Source organism: Pseudomonas syringae, from assembly GCF_001698815.1.
Taxonomy (GTDB): domain Bacteria; phylum Pseudomonadota; class Gammaproteobacteria; order Pseudomonadales; family Pseudomonadaceae; genus Aquipseudomonas; species Aquipseudomonas syringae_A.
Map to the genome: position 1 here is coordinate 24635 of NZ_LGSI01000005.1, position 26453 is coordinate 51087.

General features: G+C 59.0%; 24 protein-coding genes, 1 tRNA gene and 2 pseudogenes. 15 read left to right on the top strand and 12 right to left on the bottom strand.

The window, feature by feature from the left end; all coding sequences use genetic code 11:
• Positions 1–181: 181 nt before the first annotated feature.
• Together AFK24_RS01060 and AFK24_RS01065 are read left to right on the top strand one after the other, a co-directional pair.
• Positions 182–3139: pseudogene (locus tag AFK24_RS01060) on the top strand (sensor domain-containing protein); the annotation flags it as partial.
• A 15-nt stretch (positions 3140–3154) separates the two neighbouring features.
• Positions 3155–3231, top strand: a tRNA-Ile gene (locus AFK24_RS01065).
• 179 nt (positions 3232–3410) lie between these two features.
• On the opposite strand, the gene vapB is transcribed toward AFK24_RS01065, so the two are convergent.
• From vapB to AFK24_RS01080, 3 genes and pseudogenes are all read right to left on the bottom strand, one after another.
• Positions 3411–3641, bottom strand: coding sequence for a type II toxin-antitoxin system VapB family antitoxin (vapB, locus tag AFK24_RS01070; protein ID WP_065831480.1), 231 nt, complete (start codon positions 3639–3641; stop codon positions 3411–3413).
• An 86-nt stretch (positions 3642–3727) separates the two neighbouring features.
• Positions 3728–4432: a CatB-related O-acetyltransferase gene (locus AFK24_RS01075; RefSeq protein WP_065831481.1), complete on the bottom strand. Its 705-nt coding sequence runs from the start codon at positions 4430–4432 to the stop codon at positions 3728–3730.
• 122 nt (positions 4433–4554) lie between these two features.
• Positions 4555–4797 (bottom strand): annotated as a pseudogene (locus AFK24_RS01080) (DUF2442 domain-containing protein); the annotation flags it as partial.
• Between the two features lie 205 nt (positions 4798–5002).
• On the opposite strand from AFK24_RS01080, the gene AFK24_RS01085 reads away from it, so the two are divergent.
• Positions 5003–5245 (top strand): hypothetical protein, encoded by a 243-nt coding sequence (locus AFK24_RS01085; protein ID WP_065831483.1) that lies wholly within the window; start codon positions 5003–5005, stop codon positions 5243–5245.
• A 163-nt stretch (positions 5246–5408) separates the two neighbouring features.
• Here the strand turns inward: AFK24_RS01085 and AFK24_RS01090 are convergent, their stop codons facing one another.
• Positions 5409–5657 (bottom strand): hypothetical protein, encoded by a 249-nt coding sequence (locus tag AFK24_RS01090; protein ID WP_065831484.1) that lies wholly within the window; start codon positions 5655–5657, stop codon positions 5409–5411.
• Positions 5658–5871: 214 nt separating this feature from the next.
• On the opposite strand from AFK24_RS01090, the gene AFK24_RS01095 reads away from it, so the two are divergent.
• Complete coding sequence (locus AFK24_RS01095) at positions 5872–7503, top strand: methyl-accepting chemotaxis protein (RefSeq protein WP_065831485.1); 1632 nt, start codon at positions 5872–5874, stop codon at positions 7501–7503.
• Positions 7504–7508: 5 nt separating this feature from the next.
• On the opposite strand, the gene AFK24_RS01100 is transcribed toward AFK24_RS01095, so the two are convergent.
• The 8 genes from AFK24_RS01100 to AFK24_RS01135 form a co-directional block, all read right to left on the bottom strand.
• Positions 7509–8684 (bottom strand): MFS transporter, encoded by a 1176-nt coding sequence (locus AFK24_RS01100; protein ID WP_065831486.1) that lies wholly within the window; start codon positions 8682–8684, stop codon positions 7509–7511.
• A gap of 322 nt (positions 8685–9006) precedes the next feature.
• On the bottom strand, positions 9007–10164 hold the full coding sequence (locus AFK24_RS01105; protein WP_065831487.1) for a glutathionylspermidine synthase family protein: 1158 nt from the start codon (positions 10162–10164) through the stop codon (positions 9007–9009).
• 14 nt (positions 10165–10178) lie between these two features.
• The gene (locus tag AFK24_RS01110) at positions 10179–10916 is read right to left on the bottom strand and encodes a DUF1190 domain-containing protein (protein ID WP_065831488.1); all 738 of its coding nucleotides are present in this window, start codon (positions 10914–10916) and stop codon (positions 10179–10181) included.
• A 26-nt stretch (positions 10917–10942) separates the two neighbouring features.
• Entirely contained in the window at positions 10943–11368 is a 426-nt protein-coding gene (locus AFK24_RS01115; RefSeq protein ID WP_065831489.1) for a DUF350 domain-containing protein, read from the bottom strand.
• Positions 11369–11383: 15 nt separating this feature from the next.
• Complete coding sequence (locus AFK24_RS01120) at positions 11384–12064, bottom strand: DUF2491 family protein (protein ID WP_065831490.1); 681 nt, start codon at positions 12062–12064, stop codon at positions 11384–11386.
• 59 nt (positions 12065–12123) lie between these two features.
• Positions 12124–12681: a rhomboid family intramembrane serine protease gene (locus AFK24_RS01125; RefSeq protein WP_065831491.1), complete on the bottom strand. Its 558-nt coding sequence runs from the start codon at positions 12679–12681 to the stop codon at positions 12124–12126.
• Between the two features lie 82 nt (positions 12682–12763).
• A complete protein-coding gene (locus tag AFK24_RS01130) occupies positions 12764–13471 on the bottom strand; it encodes a PspA/IM30 family protein (protein ID WP_065831492.1) in 708 nt (235 codons plus the stop codon).
• A gap of 16 nt (positions 13472–13487) precedes the next feature.
• Positions 13488–14108, bottom strand: coding sequence for a YjfI family protein (locus tag AFK24_RS01135; RefSeq protein WP_065831493.1), 621 nt, complete (start codon positions 14106–14108; stop codon positions 13488–13490).
• A 194-nt stretch (positions 14109–14302) separates the two neighbouring features.
• Here AFK24_RS01135 and AFK24_RS01140 point away from each other — a divergent pair, with 194 nt between their 5' ends.
• From AFK24_RS01140 to AFK24_RS01185, 11 genes are all read left to right on the top strand, one after another.
• On the top strand, positions 14303–15382 hold the full coding sequence (locus tag AFK24_RS01140; RefSeq protein WP_065831494.1) for an FUSC family protein: 1080 nt from the start codon (positions 14303–14305) through the stop codon (positions 15380–15382).
• A 33-nt stretch (positions 15383–15415) separates the two neighbouring features.
• Entirely contained in the window at positions 15416–15877 is a 462-nt protein-coding gene (locus tag AFK24_RS01145) for an Lrp/AsnC family transcriptional regulator (protein ID WP_065831495.1), read from the top strand.
• 199 nt (positions 15878–16076) lie between these two features.
• Positions 16077–17756, top strand: coding sequence for a flavin monoamine oxidase family protein (locus AFK24_RS01150; protein ID WP_065831496.1), 1680 nt, complete (start codon positions 16077–16079; stop codon positions 17754–17756).
• Positions 17757–17772: 16 nt separating this feature from the next.
• A complete protein-coding gene (locus tag AFK24_RS01155; RefSeq protein WP_065831497.1) occupies positions 17773–18378 on the top strand; it encodes a nitrilase-related carbon-nitrogen hydrolase in 606 nt (201 codons plus the stop codon).
• A 226-nt stretch (positions 18379–18604) separates the two neighbouring features.
• Positions 18605–20932 (top strand): pyrroloquinoline quinone biosynthesis protein PqqF, encoded by a 2328-nt coding sequence (gene pqqF / locus AFK24_RS01160; RefSeq protein ID WP_065831498.1) that lies wholly within the window; start codon positions 18605–18607, stop codon positions 20930–20932.
• A gap of 155 nt (positions 20933–21087) precedes the next feature.
• Entirely contained in the window at positions 21088–21159 is a 72-nt protein-coding gene (gene pqqA, locus AFK24_RS29635) for a pyrroloquinoline quinone precursor peptide PqqA (RefSeq protein ID WP_008365141.1), read from the top strand.
• Positions 21160–21256: 97 nt separating this feature from the next.
• Entirely contained in the window at positions 21257–22168 is a 912-nt protein-coding gene (gene pqqB, locus AFK24_RS01165) for a pyrroloquinoline quinone biosynthesis protein PqqB (RefSeq protein ID WP_065831499.1), read from the top strand.
• A gap of 139 nt (positions 22169–22307) precedes the next feature.
• Positions 22308–23063 (top strand): pyrroloquinoline-quinone synthase PqqC, encoded by a 756-nt coding sequence (gene pqqC / locus AFK24_RS01170; protein ID WP_020290883.1) that lies wholly within the window; start codon positions 22308–22310, stop codon positions 23061–23063.
• Positions 23060–23335 (top strand): pyrroloquinoline quinone biosynthesis peptide chaperone PqqD, encoded by a 276-nt coding sequence (gene pqqD, locus AFK24_RS01175; protein ID WP_065831500.1) that lies wholly within the window; start codon positions 23060–23062, stop codon positions 23333–23335. Before pqqC ends, pqqD begins: the two co-directional genes overlap by 4 nt.
• Positions 23307–24494, top strand: a complete 1188-nt coding sequence (gene pqqE, locus AFK24_RS01180) for a pyrroloquinoline quinone biosynthesis protein PqqE (protein ID WP_170826273.1) — start codon at positions 23307–23309, stop codon at positions 24492–24494. Before pqqD ends, pqqE begins: the two co-directional genes overlap by 29 nt.
• Positions 24460–26295: a S9 family peptidase gene (locus tag AFK24_RS01185; RefSeq protein ID WP_065831501.1), complete on the top strand. Its 1836-nt coding sequence runs from the start codon at positions 24460–24462 to the stop codon at positions 26293–26295. The genes pqqE and AFK24_RS01185 overlap by 35 nt, the downstream gene beginning before the upstream one ends.
• The last annotated feature ends 158 nt before the right edge of the window (positions 26296–26453 follow it).

Genomic DNA, 26453 nt, shown 5'->3' on the forward strand with positions numbered 1-26453 from the left:
GTCCAGCGTTCGTCATGACCTCGACATAGCCATCAGCACGCTCTCGCCCGTCCCGGAGTTTCAAAGATCAACGCTGAAATCACTGGTTTTTCACGAAGACGAACTCCTGGCCAGCGCTACCGCTCCGCAAAGCACAGTGGATCAGGCCGTCCGCACAGGTAGAAGCCCTGAACGCCCTCGATTCTGGGAGAACTTTCTACTCTACGGCTTGCCCGGCCTGCTGCTCTTGTCCACGGTGCTGGCGATCGTGGTTCGCACCAACCGAAAGCTCAGTTCGGAAATTTCCCGCCGGGTCGCCCTGGAACAGGAACTGCGCAGCAGCGAGTATCACTATCGCGGCCTGGTAGAAAGCCTCTCGGCCATTGCCTGGGAAGCCAACGTCCGCGACTACACCTACAACTACGTCTCGCCTCAGGCCGAACGATTGCTGGGCTATCCGCTCGCCAGATGGATGGAACCCGGCTTCTGGCGCAGCATTGTTCACCCGGATGACCTCCCCCACACCGAACATCTTTGCGACAGGGAAACCCACAACGGCAACGATCACAGCGTCGACTATCGGGTCTTCAGCGCCGACGGCCGAATGTTCTGGATTCGCGATATCGTCAGCCTGATCCGTCACGGCCGCGAGCCCTTGATGCGCGGACTGATGATCGACATCAGCGAGACCAAGCAAACCGAGGAAGCCCTGCGCCTGTCCGAGGAGAAGTTCGCCTCGGTGTTCGCCCAATGCCCGGATATCCTCGTGATCGCCCGCCTCAGCGACGGCTGCTTTCTGGAAGCCAACAAAGCGTTCGTCGAACAAATCGGACTCAGCGCAGAGCAAGTGATCGGCAAAACCCCCACCGAACTCAATATCTGGGGTGTTCCCGGCATTGGTCCGGGCCTGCTTGAGCGCCTGCGAAGCGGCAGTATCCGCAACCTTGAAATGCCGTTTCGACGCAAGAACGGCCAGACCTTTTCCGGGCTGCTGTCCGCTGAACCTTTCGATCTGGATTCCACTCGGGCCGTGGTGGTCGTGGTTCGCGACATCACGCAGCTCAAGCAGGCCCAGCAGCAGTTGCAGTTGTCGGAAGAGAAGTTCGCCAAGTCGTTCCACTCCTCGCCAGACGGCATGCTGATTACCCGCCAGAGCGACGGCTTGCTGGTTGAAGTCAACGAAGGCTTCACCCGGATCACTGGCTATGACGGCGCCACCGCAGTCGACCGCTCGACCATCACTATGGGAATCTGGGTGGATCTGCAAGAGCGCGAACAACTGCTGAAGTTTTTGAACCGGGATGGCTATGTTCGCGACTTTCGCAGCCACATCAGGCGCAAGGACGGCCAGATCCGGGTATGCGAGATCTCCTCGCGCCCGCTGCTGATTGCCGGCGAAGATTGCATGCTGACCATCGCCAGGGACATCACCGAGCGCCAGCAGATGCAGGAAAAGTTGCAATTGGCCGCCACCGTTTTCGAGAGCACTGCCGAAGGTGTGCTGATCACCGATACCCGCCAACGCATCAACGCCGTCAACCGGGCCTTCAGTGAAATCACCGGTTACAGCGAACACGAAGCCATCGGCCAGACGCCTCGGCTGCTCGCGTCCGGACTGCACGACAGCGCTTTCTACGCGGCCATGTGGTATCAGCTCACCGCCGAAGGTCATTGGCAGGGCGAAATCAGCAATCGCCGCAAGAACGGAGAGATTTACCCAAGCTGGCTGACGATCAGCGCTGTACGAAACAGGGATCAGTTCATCACCCACTTCGTCGCGGTATTCGCGGATATTTCCAGCCTCAAGCACGCGCAGGCTCGACTCGATTATCAAGCGCACCACGACCCCCTGACCGGCCTGCCCAATCGCACCCTTTTTGAGAGCCGTCTGCAGGCAGCGCTGATTCACAGCCTGGAATCCAACAGTCTCGGCGCAGTGCTGTTCCTGGATCTGGACCGCTTCAAACATATCAATGACAGCCTCGGCCATCCGGTCGGCGACTTGCTGCTCCAAGGCATCGCCCAGCGCCTCAAGGAACACCTGCGAGACATCGACACCGTGGCGCGCCTTGGCGGCGATGAATTCATCATCCTGCTGCCGGGGCTGCAAAACTCAAGTGACGCCGAGATCATCGCGACCAAATTGCTGATTTGCTTCACCGCGCCCTTCCAGGCCGGCGAACACGAGTTCTTCATCAGCGCCAGCATCGGCAGCTGCCTGTTCCCGACTGATGGCGAAGACGTCGCCACCGTCGTCAAAAACGCCGACGCCGCCATGTATCGCTCCAAAGCCAAAGGTCGCAATCGAGTAGAAAGCTACACCCGCGACCTGACCTCCCAGGCCAGCGAGCGCATCGCGCTGGAACATGAACTGCGCAGAGCCATCGAGCGCAATGAACTGAGCCTGAGCTACCAACCCAAAGTCAGCCTGATTACCCACAAACTGGTGGGCGCCGAAGCCCTCTTGCGCTGGACCCATCCCACCTTTGGCGAGGTGCATCCCGAGCACTTCATCACGTTGGCGGAAGAGAACGGCATGATCCTGCAAATCGGCGACTGGGTGCTCGAACAGGCTTGCCAGCAAATGTGCGAATGGAACAAAACCTACAAGCCGTTTGGCTCGCTGTCGGTGAACCTCGCTGGCGCACAACTGCGACAACCCAACCTGCTGGCGCGCATCGAACAGCTGCTGTCGAAAAACCAGTTGAAACCCGGCTACCTGCAACTGGAAATCACCGAAAACTTCATCATGAGCCAGGCCGAAGAAGCCCTTAGCGTCCTGCACAAACTGAAAAAACTCGGCGTACAACTCGCCATCGACGACTTCGGCACCGGCTACTCTTCGCTGAGCTATCTCAAACGCCTGCCACTGGACATCCTGAAAATCGATCAATCGTTCATCCGCGGCCTGCCTGACGACCCCCACGACGCCGCCATCGCCCGAGCCATCATCGCCTTGGGCCGCAGCATGCAACTGACCGTCATCGCCGAAGGCGTCGAGACAGTGGAACAACGGCAATTCCTCACCGACGAAGGCTGCGAACAGATCCAGGGCTACCTGATCAGCCCTCCGCTGCACCCTGACGAATTCAGCGCGCGGTTTCTTCTTATGAGTCTTTCAGACTATTCGGATAGCACAGCCGCGAAACCGCCGTTATAATCCGCGGCCTACTGAGGGCCTATAGCTCAGTTGGTTAGAGCAGGGGACTCATAATCCCTTGGTCCACGGTTCGAGTCCGTGTGGGCCCACCATCTTGAAAGCCGCGCATTGCGCGGCTTTCGCCGTTTTGGCTTCTGAATGTTGTTTTCACAACGGAAAATCCAAAAAATGGCCCCCTTGATTTTCGCTACCACGCGCATTTCTGACTGCCCGCAACCACCATTCACACGAAATAAGCGCTAGCTTTCCATGCTGGACTCCGTAGCGGCATTTACAACTCAAACCGTCCTTCATCAATGAAAACGCTCGGCCGATCTTGCAGCAAGTCCATATCAGCCTTAGGCAGTTCAGCCAGTGACAGCCAGCTCGGACGCACTGGCCGCAGGGTAATCGTGTCCCCAATGCGAGTGATCTCCAGCTCATCAATACCTTCATAAGCCATATCATCAGGCAAGCGAATCGATTGGTTTTTACCGTTTTTGAAAATTGAGACGGTACGCATAACACCTCTCCTTTATATATGTCGGATACAGGCATCAGCCTTATGCGTCGCGGCCGTACACCCTATCGATCCATCACTAGTGGCGATCAATCCGACAGGCACAACAACACGACCCCTTTCCGCGTGACCTTCATTAACTGAAACCTGCTCAATGCAAATCGCGGCGCTGTTTCCAGCATCTGGAGGCACGCCACTGAATCATCCAGCGGTAGCTTGTGCAGATCCTCAACAGCCATCTCCCACCATTTGCACGCCAGCAATCGCTCAACGACCTCTGGCGGATATCGATATTTCACAACCTTGGCCGGAACGCCGACGGCTACCGCATAAGGCGGCACGTCTTTCGTGACCATCGCTCCGGTTCCTATGACGGCCCCGGTACCGACCGTCACGCCTTCCATGATCGTCGCGCTGTGCCCGATCCACACGTCGTGCCCGATGACAGTCAGCTCGGTTGGCGCGTGATAAGACAGTGGCGAGTTAGTGTACTGAAACGGATGGGTACTCAGCCAATTGGTTGGATGAGTGTGCTTCTCCTGACCGATAAAAACATCGCCGCCGATGGAGCAAAAACGACCGATAGATGACACCAGGGATAGATGGCTACCGCTACGTATGTAGGTGTGAGCGCCAACCCTGACGCAGCTGGCTGTAATATCCACGTCACCGAGCCTGACGCCCACTTCGATCAATAGCTCGGTTTTGCCCTGCACCGACAGCAGCCCACGAGCCAGCTTGCAGCCGTGCCGCCTGATCCAGCGCTTCCAATAAAGATTCTTGAGGTAGAACACCTGACCGCTTCCTTGTTGGCTTGGACGTGGTTGAGATGTTCCGTTTTAACAAGGTTTGGAGGGCGGGGTCTGTCAGAGGATTCTTAAATTTAAAGCATGAAAAGCGTCGAGGGACTGAGGCTTAGGTAAAGCGTATCTGCGCCAATTTGAATGTCGAGCTGAGGCCACTCAACCGTCCAACCGTCATCCCCCAGACTTGCACTGGCAAAAGCTTTGCGATCCTGCAAGGGTTTCAGGCCGGGGTAGTTGGCGACGTCCTGACTCATGTCCAAGTGAAAACGCTGCCCATCAACAAATGTGAGGACCAGCATAAAACCCGGACGTGCCTGCACGGCCTGCACGCGGGGGCGTTTCATGGATGCGATAAATTCCACTCCTCCAGCAAAGCAATTTAATGAGCTGGCGACTTTTAGAGAACCAAACGTATCGCCAATCTGGCGATCCTTCAATAAAGCACAACCACTAGCGATTCTTCAGCAACTCAGCCATCCCCCCAGAAAATACCCCGAACCAGTGCCCTTCCCTGACTTCCAACAACCATGCACGCAAGCGCAAGCAACGGAGGTGGTTATGAAAACCGATACAAAACTGCAAGGCGCAATGGGGGGTGATGATCCGGTTCCGACGTCTCCCGATCCGTTGAGCCCTGGGCGTACTGATCTGAACCCAAGTGATCAACCGGGTGTGGATGAGTTGCCGGATAACGAAGGCGCAGTGCCGCTAGATAGCGATGACGATGCCGACGCGCAGCAGGACATGACTGACGTTGATGTCGATAACGCCGAGTTTGATGATGCGCCGAACCCGCGCTGAATTTTTGACGAGGGGTAGGTGTCGGGAAATCAGCTCGTTGCTTATCAGCTGTCTCCAGACCAACACCAAGGTAATGGAGTGTCGTCCGGACGCTCCATTACTGCTGCTTCAATCTAACTGAACTTGAACAACCCTACGCTAAGCAAAATGCCGAGTCATGGCCTCAGGACAGCCCACCCTTTATCAGACGCAATACCGTGATCTTGCTTCGTGGCGGCATCTGCACAAGCAGATCCGGGGCGAATGTCTGTGCCGGGAAATAGTCAGGGGCTTCGGCTCTGGACCTCGGCATGAGTTCTTCCCAGCCCGCGTCATCCAGTGCGAAAAGCTTTGCCTGGGTTCGGTCCGCCCGCAGTTCGAGCGCCATTAGGTTTGCTGCAATTTCTTCGAGGGTGCTCAAAACTGTCTCCATGACATTGCTCCTCGCAGAGCACGTCGGTGCGTATATGTGGGAAGTGGCGCAGCGTCAGGTTTCCGTTGTTCCGAACGCTTGAACAGGGCTTCTGCAAGGTTCACACCAATCGCCTGGCGCAGGATTTCCATCCATCGGGTTTCATTTCTTCTCAAGCTGAAACGTTTCATGTCGATAGTCTGTAATCGCTTTTCCATTTCCGCAGGGCCCTGGCATGAATCTGAGAAACCTCAACATCGCACCCCGCTCACTGCTCTGCTTCGGCTTTTTTGCCTTGCTGGTGACGGTTTTCGGCTTGTTTTCACTTGCCCAGTCTTCGCGCCTGAAAGAGTCCAGGGAGCAGCTGCAAGACAATGTGTTGCCAACGGTGCAGGCGGTCGACGGGATCAAAGCCGATCTGCTGACCATCCGGTTGTGGAACGGCAGCTTGCGTATGGCCAAGGACGCTGACACCGCCGATTCTGCGCGTCAAAAAGTCATGGGCGCACGCAGCGGCCTTGAAACTGACGTTCGCAAGCTTGAGCCGTTGATGACCAGCGACCAAGGCAGGCAGGCGTTCGCCAGCATGACGCGGAACATGACCAGTTATCTGGGTGTGCATGCGCGCTATCTGGATGCCGTGACCCAGAAACGTGAAGACGTTATTACCGCCCTGACCCAGTCGACCGGCGAAATGACCCAGGCAGCCGAGCTGCTGGCCAAGGACATCAACGAGGTTTCTCGTCTGGTCGATGTCAGCGTGGCGCAGACCGATTCGGCGGCCGATGAGACTTACTCGCAGTCTCGCAACGTCACCATCGCCGCAATCCTGGTGGCACTGGCTGCCACTCTGGCGCTGGCCGCGCTCTTCACCCGCAGCCTGACGGCACCCATCGCCAAAGCATTGGCGATTGCCGAGCAGATTGCTGCCAACGACCTCAGCAAGCCGATTGCTGCCGACGGCCGCGATGAACCGGGCCGACTGCTCGCGGCGCTGGCGATCATGCAGCAGAACCTGCGACAAACATTGGGCGAACTGGGTGATTCTTCGAATCAGCTGGCATCGACCTCTGAAGAAATGACAGCAGTGACCGAAGACGCCTTGCGCGGTGTGCAGCGTCAGAACGATGAAATCAATCAGGCCGCCACCGCCATCAATCAGATGAGCGCAGCGGTTGAAGAAGTGGCGCGTAATGCCGTGCTGGCGTCCACCGCAGCGCAGGATTCCAGTCAGTCAGCGGCCCATGGTCGTCAACGCGTAGACGAAACGGTCAGTGTGATTCATGAGCTGCATCAAGCCGTCGGCGTGACCGCCACAGAGATCGACGGGCTGGCGGTTCAGGTCCAGGGCATCAGCGGCGTGCTGGATGTGATTCGCGGTATCGCCGACCAGACCAATCTGCTGGCGCTCAACGCCGCCATTGAAGCCGCGCGGGCCGGTGAAGCCGGACGTGGCTTTGCGGTCGTTGCCGATGAGGTTCGGGCGTTGGCGCATCGTACCCAGCAGTCCACTGCCGAGATCGAGAAAATGATCGCATCGATTCAAGGCGGCGCGAGCAAGGCCGTGAGCGCGATGAGTCATAGCAGTGAGCGCGCCCGTGCCAGCCTGGACATCGCCGAGGCGGCGGGTCACGCCCTGGCCGACATCACAGCGGCAATCGTGCAGATCAACGAACGTAACATCAGCATCGCATCAGCCACTGAAGAGCAGGCGCAGGTTGCGCGGGAAGTTGACCGCAACCTGACCAGCATTCGTGACTTGTCGGTGCAGACCGCCGCAGGCGCCAACCAGACTTCCGCCGCGAGCAGCGAATTGTCGCAGTTGGCGGTCGGGCTTAATCAGTTGGTCATTCGCTTCAGGATGTAAACGGATCAGGCCTGTGGACACTCAGTCATCACAGGCCGATTCAGACGGCTGACCAGGTACGGCGCCAGGCTCAGCAACCCAGCCAGCGCCAGCGCCGTGCCCACCCACAGCGGCGAACGCAAGCCGTAACCTCCGTCGATACCGGCTCCCCCCGCCCAAGTGCCCAACGCCAGACCTGCGGTGATGATCGAAGTGTGCATGGTGTTGACCAATGGTCCCGGCGAGGCCGCACGCATGACTCGCGCCGCCATCGCCGGATTCAGCGACACCCCCGTCAAACCAATGACCAAGAAGGCGCCGATGCTGACCACGGTGTTTTCCGCGAACAGTGCAAAAACCGCGAGCCCTGCGCAGAGCAAGGCCAAACCACCGGCGAGCACGGGCAAGGTATGCCGGTCGGCCAGGCGCCCGACCACCATGTTGCCGACAATATTGGCGACGCCGTAAAGGGCCAGCATCCATGGAATCGAGGCCGCCGAGAAGCCGGTGACCTCGGTGAAGATCGGCGAGAAATAAGTGAATGCCGTGAACGTCGCACCAATGATCAGGCCGCTGGTGACGTAGGCCGCCCACAGTTTGCCGTTCAGGACGGACTTGAACTCCGCCGCCAGGCTGACCACCGCGCGGCTTTTCGAAGCAGGAACCAGCAGCGCAACCACGGCGGTGCAGATCATCGACAGCACGGCAATCGCCCAGAAACTGGCGCGCCAGCCGAAGTGCTGCTCGATCAGCGCGGTTGCCGGTACGCCCAGCACCGGCGAAAACATCAGCCCGCCAAGGACGAAAGAGGCGGCGCGGCCTCGAGCGTGTGGCTCGACCAGATGTGCGGCGATAGTCAGCGATACACCGATGCAGGCCGAACTGGCAACGCCCATCAACACCCGCGCTACAGCCAGCACCTCATACGTCGGCGCCATCGCAGCCAGCACGGCACCCACAACGTTGAGCATCAGCAACCAGAACAACGCCGGTTTGTTCTGCATACGCAGCGCCAGCACCAAAGCAGTCAATACCGGCCCGCCAATAGCCATGCCGACGGCGTACAGCGAAATCAGGTAACCAACCTGCCCAACCGAGACATCCAGCGCCGCCGCCAGCGACGGCATCATGCCCGCAATCATGAACTCGGCCGTAGTCAGCGAAAAAATCGTAAGGCCCAGGAGGTAAACAACAAATGGCATGAAGGGTTCTTTCTTACAGGAATGGGCGCGTAATCATACGGAAAAGGTGAAGGGCGTGCCGGAGGGTTTCGGGTCTGACGCTAGATGAGAGGCGTCTTGTCGTGCAGACACCGCGCTGTCACGCAGCAAACACTCAACTCGTTGGAGCGAGGCTTGCCCGCGAAGAACGATAACGCGGTCGGTCTGGGCCACTGACTCGCGGGAAGTTAGTGCACCACATTCGCATCAAGAAAACTGTCTCAACGTTAAGAGGTCCCAGAAAGGGACCTTTTGTTCCCTATTTGGGACTTAAAAATCAGCTTCGCTGCAAATAACCCCAACCTCAGTCAAGCACCACATGCGGCAGAAACCGGCTGCTGTCCTTGGTGATCAGGCTGTCGTCTTCGCGAATCCCGATGCCGGATGCGGCGTCGCCCACCACCCATGAGCCGATCAGCGTGTAGCTGTCGCCAAATTTTGGCAGCGGGGCGAATTGCTGCAGGATGTAGGGCGCGTCGTTGTAGGGGCCGTCTTCGAAGATCACCTGATCGCCGGGCGTGCGGATTTCGATGTTGGCGCCTTCCCGGGAGAAGTACGGTTTGCGAACCCAGCCCTTGGGCACCGGCGCGCGCGGGTCTTGGTCGACAAAGGATGGCAGCAGGTTGGGATGTCCTTCGTTGAACTCCCAGAGCAGCGGCAGGATGCCTTTGTTGGAAATGATGGATTTCCAGGCCGGCTCGATGAATTGCGTATCGCAGCCCGGAATGGCCTGGCCGTGGGGCTCATGGAATACATGTTCCCACGCATGCAGTTTGAAAATGCGCTCGATCCAGCGGCCTTCAAGATCGACGAAGCGACCGTCCGGCGTGAGGCCAATGTCTTCAATGTCGATATGACGTGTCTCGATGCCGACATGTTCGGCCATCTTGCGCAGGAAATCCGTGGTGCCACGATCTTCAATGGAGCCGGACATGGCCGAGAAATAGAACGGCCCGCCGTCCTTGATCGCTGCGAAAGCGCGCACCAGATCTTCGGCCATTGAGTTGAACTGCGTGGCTCGCGCAGGCAAAACGCCACGGGCGATCTGTTCTTCCAGCCAGATCAGCTGAAACGCCCCCGCTTCATAAGCCGAGGTCGGCGTGTCCATGTTGCCTTCCAGCAGTTTGGCAGGATTGACGCCGTCGTAGCTGAAGTCGAAACGGCCATACAGATGCGGATGGCCTTCCTTCCAGGAAGTGCGAACCAGATCGAAGAACGCCGGAGGAATCGCGAGCCGGGTCAGCAGCTCTTCGCTTTCCACTACCTTTTCGACCACATCCAGACACATCGCATGAAGCTCCTGGGTCGGCGCTTCGATGTCTCGGGTGATCTGCTCTTCCGTGAACTGGTAGTACGCGCGCTCATCCCAGTAACGCTCGCCGTCGATGGTGTGGAAATTGAATCCCTCACGCTCGGCGGTCGCACGCCAGTCCGGGCGCTCTTCGATGCTGATTTTTTTCATGGATAACGTTCCTGTCAGCCGCCGAAACTGGAGCCGCTGCTGCTCTTGCCGCCCCAACCGCTGCGCGCGCTCGCCTGACTGCCGAAACCGCCACGGGAAATGGACGACGATACCGACGAGCCTTTGCCCAGATTACGCCCCAGGGTGCTTTGCGAATAACTGCCGGTCGAACTCGAGCGGGCCTGCGTCGACTGACCGAACGTCTTGCCCTGTTCGATCTGCTTCGAGAGCGTGGAGCTTTGGTAGGCGCCACGGGAGTCGCGGGTCTGGTAGATCGGCTGCGAGTAATAGCGCCCGCCGCCCATATTGCCGCTGAGCATGTTGCCGATCAGCAAACCGGTCAGCAGGCTGGTGCCACTGAAACCGCCTCCGCCGCCGCCACCTTCACCGCCGCCCTGTGCCTGAGCCGCAGCGACCTGGGACTTGGGAACCTCGCCAGACAACGACAGTTCGAAGCCGCCCAGCTTGGGCATGAATTTGCCGTCTGAAGTCTGCTGGCAGTAATCCGGCACGAAGTCCGCGTCGCAGGCAGCGGCGCTGTCGTACGTCGGGGCAATGCGCCGATGGTCCGCCAGGGCATTCATGTAGGCATCCGAGCAGATATCCACCGGGACTTTCTGCTCCACGCAAGCCTGAACGGTCGGGAACGTCTGCTGGGTGTTGACCTCCACCGTTTCCTCGGACTTGCTGCATGCAGCAAGCGCCAACGGCAAAGTACTGGCCAGGACCAGCTTTATAGAACTACGTCTCATCGAATACTCCTTTCGATAGCTGGCAATCAGGTCGACGGCGTCATGCAGGCCGAGTTGAGAAACCCGACGCTGATTGCAACGCTGGCGGCATAGATGGCAGCAGCCATTTCGCCTCTGGCGATTCGAACCGACAAGCCTTTCAAGACAAGACTGGTCATGGTGAAGGTGAGCAATTGCACGACGGCGGCAATCAGCGCCCAGACCACAGCGTCGAGCACGCTGACGCTGTAGGAAATGATATTGCTCGCCGGCAGGGCGAAGCCGATCAACGCACCGCCCAGGGCAACGGCCGCCGCGACGTTACCTTCACGGATCAGGGCAAATTCCTTGTGCGGGGTCAGTCGGGTGTAGGCGAACTGGAACAACCCGAACAGAATCGCAGCGACGACGATGTAGACGACGAAGCTGAGCACTGACTGTGCGTTGAGGGACATGCGAAGCGCTTCAAGCATGGTTTTTACTTCCTTTTAGATGACCGTGAAGTCGGTGGATTGCAAAGTGACACCAATCGACGTGGTGAGGGAAATGTTGCCCTCCTCATCCTCTTCGACCGACAGCAGCAGAAACTCGCGGCGATCAACCAGGCCCGTGTCCCGCGCATACAACATGCTCAGGTGTTGAATCCGGTAGGACTCTTCGGGGCTGGTCACCACTTCGCTCATCGGCGTGAATTCGGTCTGCCCTTCTTCCGTGCCCCACTGCCGCTCGTATTCATAGCCTTCGTGGGCGTAGATCGGCAGGCCAATTTTCGAGTCCGGGCCGACCAGACGCTTGAGTTCCGCTTCGCTACTGATAGTCACGACGCTGTTATAACCGAACAGGATGACGTCGAGCACGTCCTCTGCTGTAGGACCGTTCATCACGACTTGTAGCCAGTAATCTTCATCCTCGAAGTAGAAGCGAACCATGCGCATGGATTGCCCAAGATCCACCTGGCCCACCGACCAAACCACCTCTTCGTTTGGCACGACCAGCTCAGAATGGCCGTCGAGCATGAGTTTGAGAGAGTCATCCAGATCGAGCATGCGACCCGAGGCCAGCCCGAACGGGTTTGCCGCGAGCGTGGCTACATCAGGGGACATGCCAGGCGATGAACCCGGCGCTGGCTTCGGTGCTTCCATACCCAGAACTCGTTTGATCCAGCTCATAATGCTTTTCCTTCAAGTCGCGTCGATGCGATATAAAAATTTCCGCCAGCCTGAGCCTTTTATACGTCCGCACCCACCAGGCGTTTGGAGTGCATGAGCCAGGCCACGAAGATACCGGCTAATGCCCCGCAAAGGTGCGATTCAACTGAAATGCCGGGGACCGGAATGAAACCGAAGATCAATCCGCTGTAGCCCAGCAGTGCAATGATCGCGACACCAAAACTGATCAGGCTGCGCTGATACCAGGCGCGGGCGAGCACGTAAGTCCACAGGCCGAAAATCAGACCGCTGGCGCCGACGTGTAATACCGGTCGGCCGACCACCCAGACCATCAGACCGCCCAGCAGTGAAATCAGCAGCACCACGCGGATATACCGTTGCAGGCCTTCGGTTGCCACCAGCCAGCTCAGCACCACGAACGGCAGCAAATTGCTGAGTAAGTGCCGCACCGAGCCGTGCAGAAACGGCGAGAACACGATGCCTTGCAGCCCCGACAACGTCCGTGGAAACAGGCCGTGGTAAACAAGGCTGTTGGCCGTGAAGGTGTTGATCACCTGAACCGCGATCATCACTGCCGCCAAACCCAGGATTACCCGCAGGCCTTGTCCGATCGCCATGTGTACTCCACTGAAATGCAGGCAAAAACTGCAGGCAAAAAAAAGGGAGCAGACGGAAACCCGCATGCCCCCTCGTCACAGCTTACTGAGCAGGTTTGTCAGTCTGGCTTTGGGCTTTCAGGCGGGCCAGTACATCGGCTGCACCGCCAGTTTTCGCGCCGATGCCGGCTTCCTGCAGACGACGTTCCAGATCACCGCCGTTGGCAGCAGCGTCCAGTTCTTCTGCGGCTTCGAGCTTGGCGTCCTGTTCGTCCTGACGCTGCTTGATGCGCGCCAGGGAACCGACTGCAGTTTCCAGACGACCGTTGGCACCGCCAGTGGCGGCAGCGGCGTTGATCTGCGCCTTCTGCACGCTGTCGCGAGCCTTGGCCATGTCAGCCTGCTGACGCAGACCCTTGATCTGGCTTTCAGCCTTGGTGACCTGCGTGGTCAACTTGGTGACCTGCACACCAAACTGGTCGGCGGCGGCTTTTTCCTGATCGCGCAGGGCGGTCAGTTCGGAAACCTTTTCCGCGCATTCCAGAGCAAGACCGTCTTGACCTTGGTTCATCGCCGCAACTGCTTTCTGTTCCCAGTTGGCGATGTTCTTGTTGTGCTCTTCAACACGCTGCACGGACAGCTTGTGTTTGGCTTTGATCTGAATCAGCTGGTTGCGCGCGGCAAGCATGGAGGCGTCCGCGTCGCGGATTTCCTGATCAAGAATGCGCAATGCCTGAGCGTCAACGATTGCTTCGCCAACTTCCGAAGCTCCACCACGCAGAGCCGTAACCATTTTTTTCCAAAGACTCATTCGATTTGACTCCCGATTACTGTGGATCAACTGTTAAAAAATCTTCGTAGGCATCAGCGGCGCGAATCACGTTATCCGCCAGCGTCAGCACTTCGTGGACGATCACGGTCAGCGACGATGCAGCGCTCAGTGCGCCGAACATGCTGTACACCGTTTCGCCATTGGGCATGGTTTCGATGCCGATGGAGGACAACGGAAAGATGTCGCGGCTGCGCAGCACGGTGTCGTTGAACGTCGCGACATCCTTGACTTGCGAGGCGTACACCAGCACCGAATCCACCAGCACCTGATCGCCGGAAATGGCGATGGCGATGGGCAGCCCGCCAAAGTTGTGCATGGTCAGGCTCAGGCTTGGTTCGGTGCCCTGAATCAGATTCAGCTCGATTTCGTTACTCTTCACGGCGTCCAGCTCGACAAGCGCCGCGTGAAGCGTATCGATCGTCCAGTTCGTATTTTCGGTCATGAATTCCTCCAGTTTGATCCGGTTGCCCAAATAGGGCTGGCGTAACACTTTTTCTATGGTTCTGAGGACATCTGCGTTTTCCGGGAGAACGTATAGCTCTCTTTTCACATAGCCGGCACCCGTCAGCCGGGCACGCATTTCACGCATGTAGTCGGTTGAAGTTTTCCGAGCCATTTCGGCGTCCTCGCTTACATCACATGTGAGGCACACTACGCTCAATTTGCAGGATGCACAACACCTCACATGTGATACAAAATGCGTCAGAATTTTCCTCAACAATCCACAATGCCCGCCATATATGGCTTACTGACGACAATTCACTCATTGATGTCCGGGATTCATTCCCGCCCTGCGCGGTCCTTTACTGCATGACAACTTCCAGCTCCTCCTGGCTACCCTTTTGGCTTCGCCGCATCTTGCGTCCTTTGCTGGACCCCTATCGTCGCTATCGCCATGCGCGTTATATCCATGCCGGACGCATCGTCGTCGGCCTGCTGGTTTCGATTCTGCTGACCACCGGGATCAATCTGCCCCACGGCGAGTGGGCATCGGTGACCATGCTGATCGTGATCGGCGGTTTGCAGCATCACGGCAATATCGGCAAGAAGTCCGTGGAGCGGGCTTACGGCACGTTGATCGGTGCGGGACTGGGGCTGGCGGTGGTCTGGCAGCAGGACTATTTCGAACTGCCGCTGCTGACGTATCTGATGATGTCGCTGGCCTGCGGCTTCTTCGCTTATCACGCCATCGGCAAGGGCGGTTATACCGCGCTGCTGTCGGCCATCACGCTGTTCATCGTCGCCGGGCATGGCGACAATCCGCTGAGCGACGGCCTGTGGCGCACGGTGGATATCCTGATCGGCATCGTTCTGGCGCTGGCGTTTTCCTTCGCGCTGCCGCTGTACGCCACGTTTTCCTGGCGCTACAACCTGGCCAGCGGTTTGCGCGATTGTGCCAAGGTTTACGGGCGTATCAATCAGGGCCAGCCAATCACTGCCGATGAGCATCTCAAGTTGATGGCTCGCCTGAACGCCACCATGCTGCAACTGCGCTCATTGATGCCTTCGGTGTCCAAGGAAGTGCGGATTTCCATGGTCGAGTTGGACGCCATCCAGGGCCATTTCCGCATGTGCCTGAGCACCCTTGAAATCCTGTCCAACATTCGCCCTGCGGACCTCGATAAAGTGGCTGGCGAAGAGTGGAAAGCGCGATTGGATGCCGAATACCGCCAGACCCGGCGCCAGTTGATCGGCATGGCCCGGGCGCTGCAAACCGGCGCCACCGAGCGCCTGGATCGCAAAACCGACGGCAACACACCCTTGCCGATGCCGAGCAGTCCGGTGCCCACCGAGTTGACCGGCTATCACCTGTTGATGCTGCAACTGGCTAGTAACCTCGATGGGTTGCAACAGCGACTGGCCAAGACGGCCAAGCGCTGGAAGATCTGACGAAACCGCCCGCTGCTTTTGTAGGAGAACGAATTGTCCACCGTACGCCCGCCTGTCCTGGATGAAATCGACCGCCAACTGATCGCCGCCTTGCAGCTCAATGCCAGGGAAAGCGTGGCCATGCTTGCCCGGCAACTGGGCATCGCCCGCACCACCGTGACCTCCCGACTGGCGCGCCTGGAAAGCGCGAAGGTCATCACCGGTTACGGCGTGCGTTTGAGTCAGCGGGTGGTGGATGGCGGCTTGCAGGCCTATGTCGGGATTACCGTGCAACCGCGCTCCGGCAAGGAAGTCTTGCGCCGCCTCAGCACCCTCGCCCAAGTGCAGCAGCTGTGTGCGGTGAGCGGCGAATTCGACTACGTGGCCTGGCTGCGCACCGAATCGCCGGAACAACTGGACCAACTGCTCGACCTGATCGGCAGCGTCGATGGCGTCGAGAAAACCACCACCTCGATCATCCTCAGCAGCAAGATTGATCGCGGGCAGCCGCTGTAAAGCGTACGCATGATCGTAGGACCGGCTTTAGCCGGGAGAACGCCCTCCCGGCTAAAGCCGGTCCTACGGACAATGAATGACCACCAAGCTCGTCACATCGCACAAAAACACTGCAATACGACGACACTTTGCGTCTTATTAACGCCTCTACACTTAACTAGACTGTCTGCTTTCGCGTCCCGGCAAAACAAGGTCAGTCATGAACAACAATCGCCATCCTGCAGACGGTAAAAAACCGATCACGATTTTCGGTCCGGATTTCCCCTTTGCCTTTGACGACTGGATCGAGCATCCAGCCGGGCTGGGCAGCATTCCGGTGGAAAATCACGGTGCTGAAGTGGCGATTGTCGGCGCGGGTATTGCCGGATTGGTGGCGGCTTATGAACTGATGAAACTGGGCCTAAAGCCAGTGGTATATGAAGCCTCGAAGATGGGCGGCCGCTTGCGCTCCCAGGCGTTCGAAGGCACCGAGGGGATCATCGCCGAGCTGGGCGGCATGCGCTTTCCTGTGTCCTCCACGGCGTTTTATCACTATGTGGACAAGCTCGGCCTGGAATCAAAACCCTTTCCAAACCCGCTGACCGCTGCGTCCGGCAGCACCGTCATCGATCTGGAAGGCACCACGTATTACGCACAAAAGCTGTCGGACTTGCCCGCGCTGTTTCAGGAAGTCGCTGACGCCTGGGCCGACGCGCTGGAGGAAGGTTCGGGCTTCAAGGATATCCAGCAGGCCATTCGCGACCGCGACGTGCCGCGCCTCAAGCAACTGTGGAACACCCTCGTGCCGCTGTGGGATGACCGCACGTTCTACGATTTTGTCGCCACTTCCAAGGCGTTCGCCAAGCTGTCGTTCTACCACCGCGAAGTGTTCGGCCAGGTCGGGTTCGGTACCGGCGGCTGGGACTCGGACTTCCCTAACTCGATGCTGGAAATCTTCCGCGTCGTGATGACCAACTGCGACGATCACCAACACCTGATCGTCGGCGGCGTCGAGCAAGTGCCACTGGGGATCTGGAAGCACGTCCCGGAGCGCTGCGCACACTGGCCGCAAGGCACCAGCCTGGCAACGCTGCACCACGGCGCGCCACGCACCGGGGTCAAGCGCATTGCCCGCGCCGATGATGGCCGCTTGGAGGTCACCGACAACTGGGGTGATACTCGCCGCTACGCCGCGGTGCTCACGACCTGCCAGAGCTGGCTGTTGACCACCCAGATCGAGTGTGAAGAAAGCCTGTTCTCGCAAAAAATGTGGATGGCTCTGGATCGCACGCGCTATATGCAGTCGTCGAAAACCTTTGTCATGGTCGACCGGCCGTTCTGGAAAGACAAAGACCCGGAAACCGGCCGCGACCTGATGAGCATGACCCTGACTGACCGCCTGACGCGCGGCACGTACCTGTTCGATAACGGCGACGACAAGCCCGGCGTTATCTGCCTGTCGTATTCGTGGATGAGCGACGCGCTGAAGATGCTGCCGCAGCCCATCGAAAAACGCGTGAAGCTGGCACTCGATGCGCTGAAGAAGATCTACCCTAAAGTGGACATCGCAGCGCGGATCATTGGCGACCCGATTACCGTGTCCTGGGAAGCCGATCCGCATTTTCTCGGCGCGTTCAAAGGCGCATTGCCGGGGCATTACCGCTATAACCAACGCATGTACGCGCACTTCATGCAGCAGGACATGCCCAGCGAACAGCGCGGCATGTTCATCGCCGGCGACGACGTTTCCTGGACGCCGGCCTGGGTTGAAGGCGCGGTACAGACCTCGCTGAATGCGGTGTGGGGCATCATGACCCACTTCGGCGGCAAGACTCACGCAGCAAATCCCGGCCCTGGCGATGTGTTTCACGAAATAGGCCCCATCGCCCTGGCCGATTGAACAGGAGGCTGAAGCCATGCACATCGCGCTCTATCAATGCACGCCGCTGCCGCTGGATATCAACGGCAACCTGCAACGACTGGAACTCCAGGCCCGGGAAGCCGCGAGTCTGGGCGCCGATTTGCTGGTCTGCCCGGAAATGTTCCTCACCGGCTACAACATCGGCGCCCAAGCGGCCGGCGCGCTCGCGCAGCCTTGCGATGGCTTCGCGGCCGCGCAAGTCGCGGCCATCGCCCAGGCTAACCACATCGCCATCCTTTACGGATATCCCGAGCGCAACGCCAGCGACCAGATCTACAACTCGGTGCAGCTGATCGATGCCCACGGTAAAAGCCTGTGCAATTACCGTAAGACGCATCTGTATGGCGAGCTGGATAAGTCGATGTTTACTGTCGGAGAAGATCGATTCCCGGTGGTGGAACTCAACGGTTGGCGGCTCGGATTGCTGATCTGCTACGACGTCGAATTTCCCGAGAACACCCGCCGCCTGGCAGGCGCGGGGCGGGTTGAAGAACTCATCAGCGGCAAGCTGGATCGGCAATTGATGGCCGACTCCAGGGCGATCAATACCTATTTCAATGATCGACGGCCGGGGTTGTATGCGGGATTGGGTCAGGGGTGATCCAATCAGATCGTAATTCCGTGTCGTGTATGGCTCGGTAGGACCGGACTTGTCCGGGAAAGCGTCGGGTCTGCCGAGGAATATTTTCAGCGCTTGCGCTGGCCTCTTCGGGGACAAGTCCCCTCCTACCGGCTGTGTTGAGGTTCAAGACGGTTGCGCCACAGAATCCGCACTCGTTTATGCCCATTTCCGCTAGCATGACCCGCTGATCCCCATCGGAAATCCCATGCCCGCCTCTCGCCTGCCTGCCGTTGAACACCTCACGCTCGCCAACGGCCTGCGCGTGGTGGTGTGTCATGCGCCAAGGCTCAAACGCGCGGCCGCGTCGTTGCGGGTCGCGGCCGGCAGCCATGACGTGCCGACCGCATGGCCGGGGCTGGCGCATTTTCTTGAGCATCTGTTCTTCCTCGGCACCGAGCGTTACCCCGACGACCAGAAGCTGATGACCTTCGTGCAGCGCAACGGCGGGCAGCTCAACGCCAGCACCCGCGAGCGCACCACTGACTTCTTCTTCGAGCTGCCATTGCCCGCGTTCGGCGAAGGGCTGGATCGTCTGTGCGAAATGCTCGCCCACCCGCGTATGACAGTGGAAGATCAGCTGCGGGAACGGGAAGTGCTGCATGCCGAATTCATCGCCTGGTCGCGAGACGCCAAGGCGCGCGAGCAGATCCGGCTGCTGGACCCAATCTGTGCAACTCATCCACTGAAAGCCTTTCATGCAGGAAATCGCTTCAGCTTGCCCGTACCTCGTCAGGCGTTTCAGCAGGCGTTGCGGGATTTTTACCAACGTTTTTACCAAGCCGGACAAATGACCTTATGCCTGACCGGCCCGCAATCTCTGGAAGAGCTGAAAACGCTGGCCTCGATCCATGGCGAGTACTTCGTCTCGGGCGACGCGGTCCGGCAGATCGAACCGCCCAGGTTGATGGATCGCGCAACTTTCGTGCAGTCAGTCGACAAAACGGGTCGGAGCAATCTGCTTTTTGCCTGGGAAAATCTCCCTGATGCTGCCGACGAAGCAGCGGCGTTTCTTTGTCATCACCTGAACTCAGGGCATCCGGATGGATTGGCTGCGCAGTTGCGCACGCGGGGGCTGGCAGAAACGTTGAAGGCGGAGGTGCTTTATCAGTTTGCCGGGCAATTGTTGATAAAGGTCGAGATGGTGCTCGGGCATGACAGTGCTATCGCGAGCAAGCTCGTTCCCACAGAGGGGTCGCATCCAGCTATCGCGTTGATTTTGGACTGGTTCACGTTTTTCAAAGCCTGCTGGCCCAAGGCTCGCGACGACTACAACCGTCTTCAGCAACGTCGTCTGGACACCTGCGGCGCTCTGGATCTGGCCCATCACTTTGCCCGAAAAGCGCCGCAAGGCCTGTCGGAACGCGGCGGAGAAGCGCTGGTTGCACTATTGGGACAACTTACCGCCCATTCGGAATTCGCCGTCGAGACAGTCGACTGGCAACTACCTGAGCCAAATCCTTTTCTGACATCCCAAAGCGACAATAGCGGTGCTGAGGGCGCGATTTACCTGCGCTGGACCTTACCTGCGCCCCAACCGGCATTGTGGCAAATGCTTGAGCAAAGGCTTCACGCCCTTGCTGAAGATGCAAAACAAGCGGGGGTGAATCTGGCCTTCTTGGCGTACGGTAATAATTGGCAACTCAAGCTGGTCGGGCTGAATGCGCCGCTGCCGATGATTCTCGAACAGGCGTTACGGCTTTTGAGCCATCCAGACGATGCAGCCCTGGCGCGGCACGGGCATCTCAGTCAGGAACCGGCGCTGATCCCGATCCGGCAATTGCTCAAATCCCTGCCTGATCATTATTTGAGCAGCGCGTCAGGGGAAATCATTCAGGATGTTCAGGTGTTATGGGCGGCGACCCGCTGGATAAGCTTTGCGACCGGCCTGTCGGAGCAAACCGAGCTGGCGACAAACGCAGCGCTTGGGCTGACGCCCGGCAGGAAGGATCAAAGCTCGCGGCAGGCAATCGCCCTGCAACCCGGCAAGCATTGGCGATCAGAAGCGTCGGATTCATCCGAGAGCGCTGTATTACTGTTTTGCCCGGCTTCCAGCCTGAGCGTTGCCGATGAAGCCGCGTGGCGCATGCTGGCACATTTGGCCTCGGGTCCGTTTTATCAGCATCTACGAGTCGAGCTGCAACTGGGCTACGCGGTATTCAGCGGTTTCCGACAGATCGACGGGCAAGGCGGACTGCTGTTCGGCGTGCAATCGCCCAGCGCTTCGGTGCAGGAATTGGTCCAGCACATCTCCGATTTCATTGCGCAAATCCCTGAGTTGATCGGCAGCGCCGATCTTCCCCAGCAACAACAGACCTTGGCGGCGCAGCTGGACAGCGCCGGCATGGAGAGCGCCAGCGAAGCCGAAATGCTCTGGCAGGCGCATCTTGCCGGACACGGCGCGGATTACCCGAATCGCCTGTTCACAGCGGTCATGGATCAGCAAAAAACCGCGCTGCTCAAGGCTGCGGATCAGCTGGAAAAAGCCAGCGCTGGCTGGCTGATCCTGAGCAACTCCTCCTCCCGGACATATTGATCATTACCGGGAATGCAAAAGTTTTGTTCAGGATGATGACAGCCAGGAATTGTTAAATTAAGTAACATAGCTCCCTAAGCATCGAACGATATGCCCTCCGGGGTGTACTAAAGATGTACCTACCCACCGCTGCAATCACCCAAAAGGAGTCTTCTATGTGGACTAAACCTGCTTACACTGATCTGCGTATCGGTTTCGAAGTCACCATGTACTTCGCAAGCCGTTGATTACGACGCGGTGCAAAGCCTCGGTTCGCCGGGGCTTTTTTTATTGGCATGACCTTTTTTATTTTTGCGTTTCACGACCTCGCGGCATGGAGCTGACATGTACATCCAGATTCTAGGTTCCGCCGCAGGTGGCGGATTCCCACAATGGAACTGCAACTGCGCCAACTGCGCGGGCTTTCGTGACGGCAGCCTGCGGGCTGTAGCGCGCACGCAATCGTCCATCGCGCTGTCCGACGACGGCGTCAATTGGGTGCTGTGCAACGCTTCGCCGGACATCCGCGCGCAACTCGCCGGGTTCGCGCCCATGCAGCCGGGGCGCGCCCTGCGCGATACCGGGATCAGCGCGATCATCCTGATGGACAGCCAGATCGACCACACCACCGGCCTGTTGAGCCTGCGTGAAGGTTGCCCGCATCAAGTCTGGTGTACCGACATGGTTCATGAAGATTTGAGCACCGGTTTTCCGCTGTTCACCATGCTCAAACACTGGAACGGCGGCCTGGACTGGAACCGTATCGAGCTGCAAGGCAGTTTTGTGATTCCGGCCTGCCCGAATCTGCGCTTCACGCCCTTCCCGCTGCGCAGCGCCGCGCCGCCGTATTCGCCGCACCGCTTCGACCCACATCCGGGCGACAACATCGGTTTGCTGGTCGAAGACCTGAAGACCGGCGGCAAGCTGTTCTACGCACCGGGCCTGGGCAAGGTCGATGACGCGCTGATGGAAAAAATGAGCGGCGCCGATTGCCTGCTGGTGGACGGCACGATGTGGGACGACGACGAAATGCAGCGCCGTGGCGTGGGCACCCGGACCGGCACGGAAATGGGCCATCTGGCGCAAAACGGCCCCGGCGGCATGCTCGAAGTGCTGGAACGCCTGCCAAAGCAGCGCAAGGTGCTTATCCACATCAACAACACCAACCCGATCCTCGACGAAGATTCCGCCGAACGCGCCGAACTGGCGCGATGCAATGTCGAAGTGGCCTTCGATGGGATGAGTATCGAGCTCTAGCGAGATGTTGTAGGACTGGCTTTAGCCGGGAGGGCTACTTCCCGGACTAAAAGAAATTCAGGGAATGTACCGGCCTCTTCGCGGCTAAAGCCGCTCCTACGGAACGTTCATTCCATTCTGACGATTAACAGGAGCCCAAATGAGCGAAGCAACGCCGCTGTCCCCCGCTGAATTCGAGCAGGCTCTGCGCGCCAAGGGCGCGTATTACCACATTTATCATCCGTTCCACGTGGCGATGTACGAAGGCCGGGCGACCCGCGAGCAGATTCAGGGCTGGGTCGCCAACCGCTTCTACTATCAGGTGAACATCCCGCTCAAGGACGCTGCGATCCTGGCCAATTGCCCAGACCGCGAGATTCGTCGCGAGTGGATTCAGCGCCTGCTCGATCATGACGGCGCGCCCGGTGAAGACGGCGGCATCGAAGCCTGGCTGCGTCTGGGACAGGCTGTTGGCCTGGACCCGGACCAGCTGCGCTCTCAGGAACTGGTGCTGCCCGGCGTGCGTTTCGCCGTGGACGCTTACGTGAACTTCGCCCGCCGCGCCAACTGGCAGGAAGCGGCGAGCAGTTCGCTGACCGAGCTGTTCGCGCCGCAGATCCACCAGTCGCGCCTGGACAGCTGGCCGCAGCATTACCCGTGGATCGACCCGACCGGTTACGAATATTTCCGCACCCGCCTGGGCCAGGCTCGGCGCGATGTGGAGCACGGTCTGGCGATCACGCTCAAGCATTACACGACCTACGAAGGCCAGCAGCGCATGCTGGAAATCCTCCAGTTCAAACTCGACATTTTGTGGAGCATGCTGGACGCCATGAGCATGGCCTACGAGCTGAACCGCCCGCCCTATCACAGCGTGACCGACCAACGAGTCTGGCATAAGGGAATCGCCCTATGAGTTTTGATCGACAACAAGTCCCGCGCTGGCGCCAGGGCTATCGTTTCCAGTTCGAGCCCGCGCAAAATGGCCATGTGCTGCTTTACCCGGAAGGCATGATCAAGCTCAATGAAAGTGCCAGCGCCATCGGTGGCCTGATCGATGGCGAACGCAGTGTTTCAGCGATCATTGATGCGCTGGACCAGCAGTTCCCAGGCTTTCCCGAGCTCGGCACCGATGTCGAGCAATTCATGGAGGTCGCCCGTGGCGAACACTGGATCGAACTTGCCTGATTCGACGCTTAGCGCTTCGACTCTGGCAATGCCGCCCAAACCCGAAATCGGCCTGCCGCTGTGGCTGCTGGCCGAGCTGACCTATCGCTGCCCGCTGCAATGCCCGTATTGCTCCAACCCGCTGGACTTTGCCAAACAAGGCCAGGAGTTGACCACCGAACAGTGGTTCAAGGTGATGGCCGAAGCGCGGCAAATGGGCGCGGCGCAGATCGGCTTTTCCGGCGGCGAACCGCTGGTGCGCCAGGACCTGGCCGAGCTGATCGCCGAAGCGCGCCGGTTGGGTTACTACACCAACCTGATCACTTCCGGCATCGGCCTGACTGAACAGAAAATCATCGACTTCAAGAAAGCCGGGCTCGATCACATCCAGATCAGTTTTCAGGCCAGCGACGAGCAAGTGAACAACATGCTCGCCGGCTCGAAAAAGGCCTTCGCGCAGAAGCTGGAAATGGCCCGTGCGGTGAAAAAGCATGGCTATCCGATGGTCCTCAACTTCGTCACCCATCGGCACAATATCGACAAGATCGACCAGATCATCGAGCTGTGCATTGCCCTGGAAGCGGATTTCGTCGAGCTGGCGACTTGTCAGTTCTACGGCTGGGCGCATTTGAACCGTGAAGGTTTGCTGCCGACCAAAGACCAGCTGGTGCGCGCCGAACGCGTCACCAATGAATACCGCGACAAGCTGGCAGCGGAAAATCACCCGTGCAAGCTGATCTTCGTCACGCCGGATTACTACGAAGAACGCCCCAAAGCCTGCATGAACGGCTGGGGCAGCATCTTCCTCACCGTCACGCCGGACGGCACAGCCCTGCCCTGCCACGGCGCGCGGCAAATGCCGGTGAAATTCCCCAATGTGCGCGACCACAGCATGCAGCACATCTGGTACGAGTCCTTCGGCTTCAATGTGTTTCGCGGTTACGACTGGATGCCCGAGCCGTGCCGCTCGTGCGATGAGAAGGAAAAGGACTTCGGCGGCTGTCGTTGTCAGGCTTTCATGCTGACCGGTGATGCGGCCAATACCGATCCGGTGTGCAGCAAATCACCGAACCACGGAATGATTCTCAAAGCTCGGGAAGAAGCCGAGTATGCTACGAAGACCATTGAGCAGTTGGCCTTCCGCAATGACCGAAACTCTCGCCTTATCGCCAAATCCTGACGCCCTCAGTGCCGCCGACGCGGTTGCCGCAGGGATCGACTTCGCCGAGCTGGAGGTCAGCGCGGCGGGCTTGTTCTGGAGTGAATATCGACCGCAAGACGCCGCCAGTCGCATCTGGCGCTGGTTCGAAGGACACACCAGTTGCCTGACGCCTGACGGCTTCAGCTTGCGCAGCCGGGTTTACGAATATGGCGGCGGATCCTTCTGCCTCGCAGATGACGCGCTGGTCTTCGTCAACGAAAGCGACCAGCAACTGTATCGCCAGCTTTTGACCGGTGATGCCCCGCAACAACTGACCTTCGACGACAAGCGCTACGGCGACGTCCGCTTTGCCGGCGGGCAGATTCTGGCAGTCGAAGAAGATTACGCCACGCATCGGCTGGTCGCCCTCGACATTGCCGACGGTAAGCGTCAGGTGCTGGCCGAGGGCGCTGACTTCTACGCCGCGCCAACCTTGAGTCCCGATGGGCAACGACTGGCCTGGATCGAATGGCAGCGCCCGCATCAGCCGTGGACGTCCACCTCGCTGATGTGTGCTGAGCGCCTGACTGAAGGCTGGACGGCGGCGCGTCGTATCGCTGGCGATGGTCTTGGCCCGGAAGAATCCCTGCAACAACCGCGCTTCGACCTACAAGGTCGGTTGCATTGCCTGACGGATCGCGGCGGTTTCTGGCAGCCATGGGTGGAAACCGCCGAAGGCCTCGAACCTTTGCCGGCCGCCGACGCCGATCATTCTCCCGCGCCTTGGCAATTGGGCGGCTGCACCTGGCTGCCGCTGGGCAATGGCGGTTATCTGGCCAGCTGGTCCGAAGACGGTTTCGGCGTGCTGGGACTGCGCGCGGCTGACGGTTCACTGGAAGATTTCAGCGGCGCTTACAGCCGTTTTCGCTGCCTGGCTGTCGACGATCAATTCCTGTATTGCATCGCCGCTTCGGCCGTCAGCCCGTCCGCAGTGCTGGCGATCAGCCGTGACGATCACAGTGTTCAGGTACTCGCGGGTGGCATGGCGCTGCTGCCCGCTGAACGCATCAGTCGCCCGCAATCCTTGCGTTACCCCAGCGGCGACGCCGAAGCGCACGGCTATTTCTATCCGGCCATGAACGGCGGGCCAAAACCGCCTTTGGTGGTGTTCATTCACGGCGGCCCGACTTCCGCCTGCTACCCGGTACTTGATCCGCGCATTCAGTATTGGAGCCAGCGCGGCTTTGCCGTGGCCGACCTGAACTATCGCGGCAGCACCGGTTATGGCCGCGCCTATCGGCAAAGCCTGCACCTGAACTGGGGCGTGGTGGACGTTGAGGATGCCTGCGCAGTGGTGGCGCATCTGGCCGAATGCGGGTTGATCAATCCGGAGCAAGCCTTCATTCGCGGCGGCAGCGCGGGCGGCTATACGACGCTGTGCGCGCTGGCTTTCCGCGACGTATTCCGCGCCGGCGCGAGCCTTTATGGCGTCAGCGATCCTGTGGCGCTGGGCAAGGCGACGCATAAGTTCGAAAGCGATTACCTGGACTGGCTGATTGGCGATCCGCAAACAGACATTGAACGCTATCGCGCCAGAACGCCACTGCTGCATGCCGAGCAGATTCATGTGCCGGTGATTTTCTTCCAGGGCGAACTCGACGCCGTGGTCGTCCCGGAACAAACCCGCGCGATGCTCAAAGCCCTGCAGGACAACGGTATCCCGGCCGAAGCCCACTTCTACCCGAACGAACGCCACGGCTTCCGCCAGGCAGCCAACCAGGCGGACGCGCTGGAAAAGGAATGGGCGTTTTATCGGCGGGTGATCGACGGGCAGGGTTGATTGCCGGCTCATATCGATCAAATGCCGAATTGAAAGGCAACCCGTTGGAGCGAGGCTTGCCCGCGAATCGTACTTCCAGTCGGCATCTTTATCGCCTGGGATAACGCCTTCGCGGGCAAGCCTCGCTCCAACGGGAGTCAGCGGCGCTGCAGAGTATC

Bases quoted from the DNA above. Each gene is read 5' to 3' on its own strand.
- vapB (WP_065831480.1), bottom strand. From the start codon at position 3,641: ATGCGTACCGTCTCAATTTTCAAAAACGGTAAAAACCAATCGATTCGC.
- AFK24_RS01085 (WP_065831483.1), top strand. From the start codon at position 5,003: ATGAAAACCGATACAAAACTGCAAGGCGCAATGGGGGGTGATGATCCG.
- AFK24_RS01090 (WP_065831484.1), bottom strand. From the start codon at position 5,657: ATGGAGACAGTTTTGAGCACCCTCGAAGAAATTGCAGCAAACCTAATG.
- AFK24_RS01095 (WP_065831485.1), top strand. From the start codon at position 5,872: ATGAATCTGAGAAACCTCAACATCGCACCCCGCTCACTGCTCTGCTTC.
- AFK24_RS01100 (WP_065831486.1), bottom strand. From the start codon at position 8,684: ATGCCATTTGTTGTTTACCTCCTGGGCCTTACGATTTTTTCGCTGACT.
- AFK24_RS01105 (WP_065831487.1), bottom strand. From the start codon at position 10,164: ATGAAAAAAATCAGCATCGAAGAGCGCCCGGACTGGCGTGCGACCGCC.
- AFK24_RS01110 (WP_065831488.1), bottom strand. From the start codon at position 10,916: ATGAGACGTAGTTCTATAAAGCTGGTCCTGGCCAGTACTTTGCCGTTG.
- AFK24_RS01115 (WP_065831489.1), bottom strand. From the start codon at position 11,368: ATGCTTGAAGCGCTTCGCATGTCCCTCAACGCACAGTCAGTGCTCAGC.
- AFK24_RS01120 (WP_065831490.1), bottom strand. From the start codon at position 12,064: ATGAGCTGGATCAAACGAGTTCTGGGTATGGAAGCACCGAAGCCAGCG.
- AFK24_RS01125 (WP_065831491.1), bottom strand. From the start codon at position 12,681: ATGGCGATCGGACAAGGCCTGCGGGTAATCCTGGGTTTGGCGGCAGTG.
- AFK24_RS01130 (WP_065831492.1), bottom strand. From the start codon at position 13,471: ATGAGTCTTTGGAAAAAAATGGTTACGGCTCTGCGTGGTGGAGCTTCG.
- AFK24_RS01135 (WP_065831493.1), bottom strand. From the start codon at position 14,108: ATGGCTCGGAAAACTTCAACCGACTACATGCGTGAAATGCGTGCCCGG.
- AFK24_RS01140 (WP_065831494.1), top strand. From the start codon at position 14,303: ATGACAACTTCCAGCTCCTCCTGGCTACCCTTTTGGCTTCGCCGCATC.
- AFK24_RS01150 (WP_065831496.1), top strand. From the start codon at position 16,077: ATGAACAACAATCGCCATCCTGCAGACGGTAAAAAACCGATCACGATT.
- AFK24_RS01155 (WP_065831497.1), top strand. From the start codon at position 17,773: ATGCACATCGCGCTCTATCAATGCACGCCGCTGCCGCTGGATATCAAC.
- pqqF (WP_065831498.1), top strand. From the start codon at position 18,605: ATGCCCGCCTCTCGCCTGCCTGCCGTTGAACACCTCACGCTCGCCAAC.
- pqqB (WP_065831499.1), top strand. From the start codon at position 21,257: ATGTACATCCAGATTCTAGGTTCCGCCGCAGGTGGCGGATTCCCACAA.
- pqqC (WP_020290883.1), top strand. From the start codon at position 22,308: ATGAGCGAAGCAACGCCGCTGTCCCCCGCTGAATTCGAGCAGGCTCTG.
- pqqD (WP_065831500.1), top strand. From the start codon at position 23,060: ATGAGTTTTGATCGACAACAAGTCCCGCGCTGGCGCCAGGGCTATCGT.
- AFK24_RS01185 (WP_065831501.1), top strand. From the start codon at position 24,460: ATGACCGAAACTCTCGCCTTATCGCCAAATCCTGACGCCCTCAGTGCC.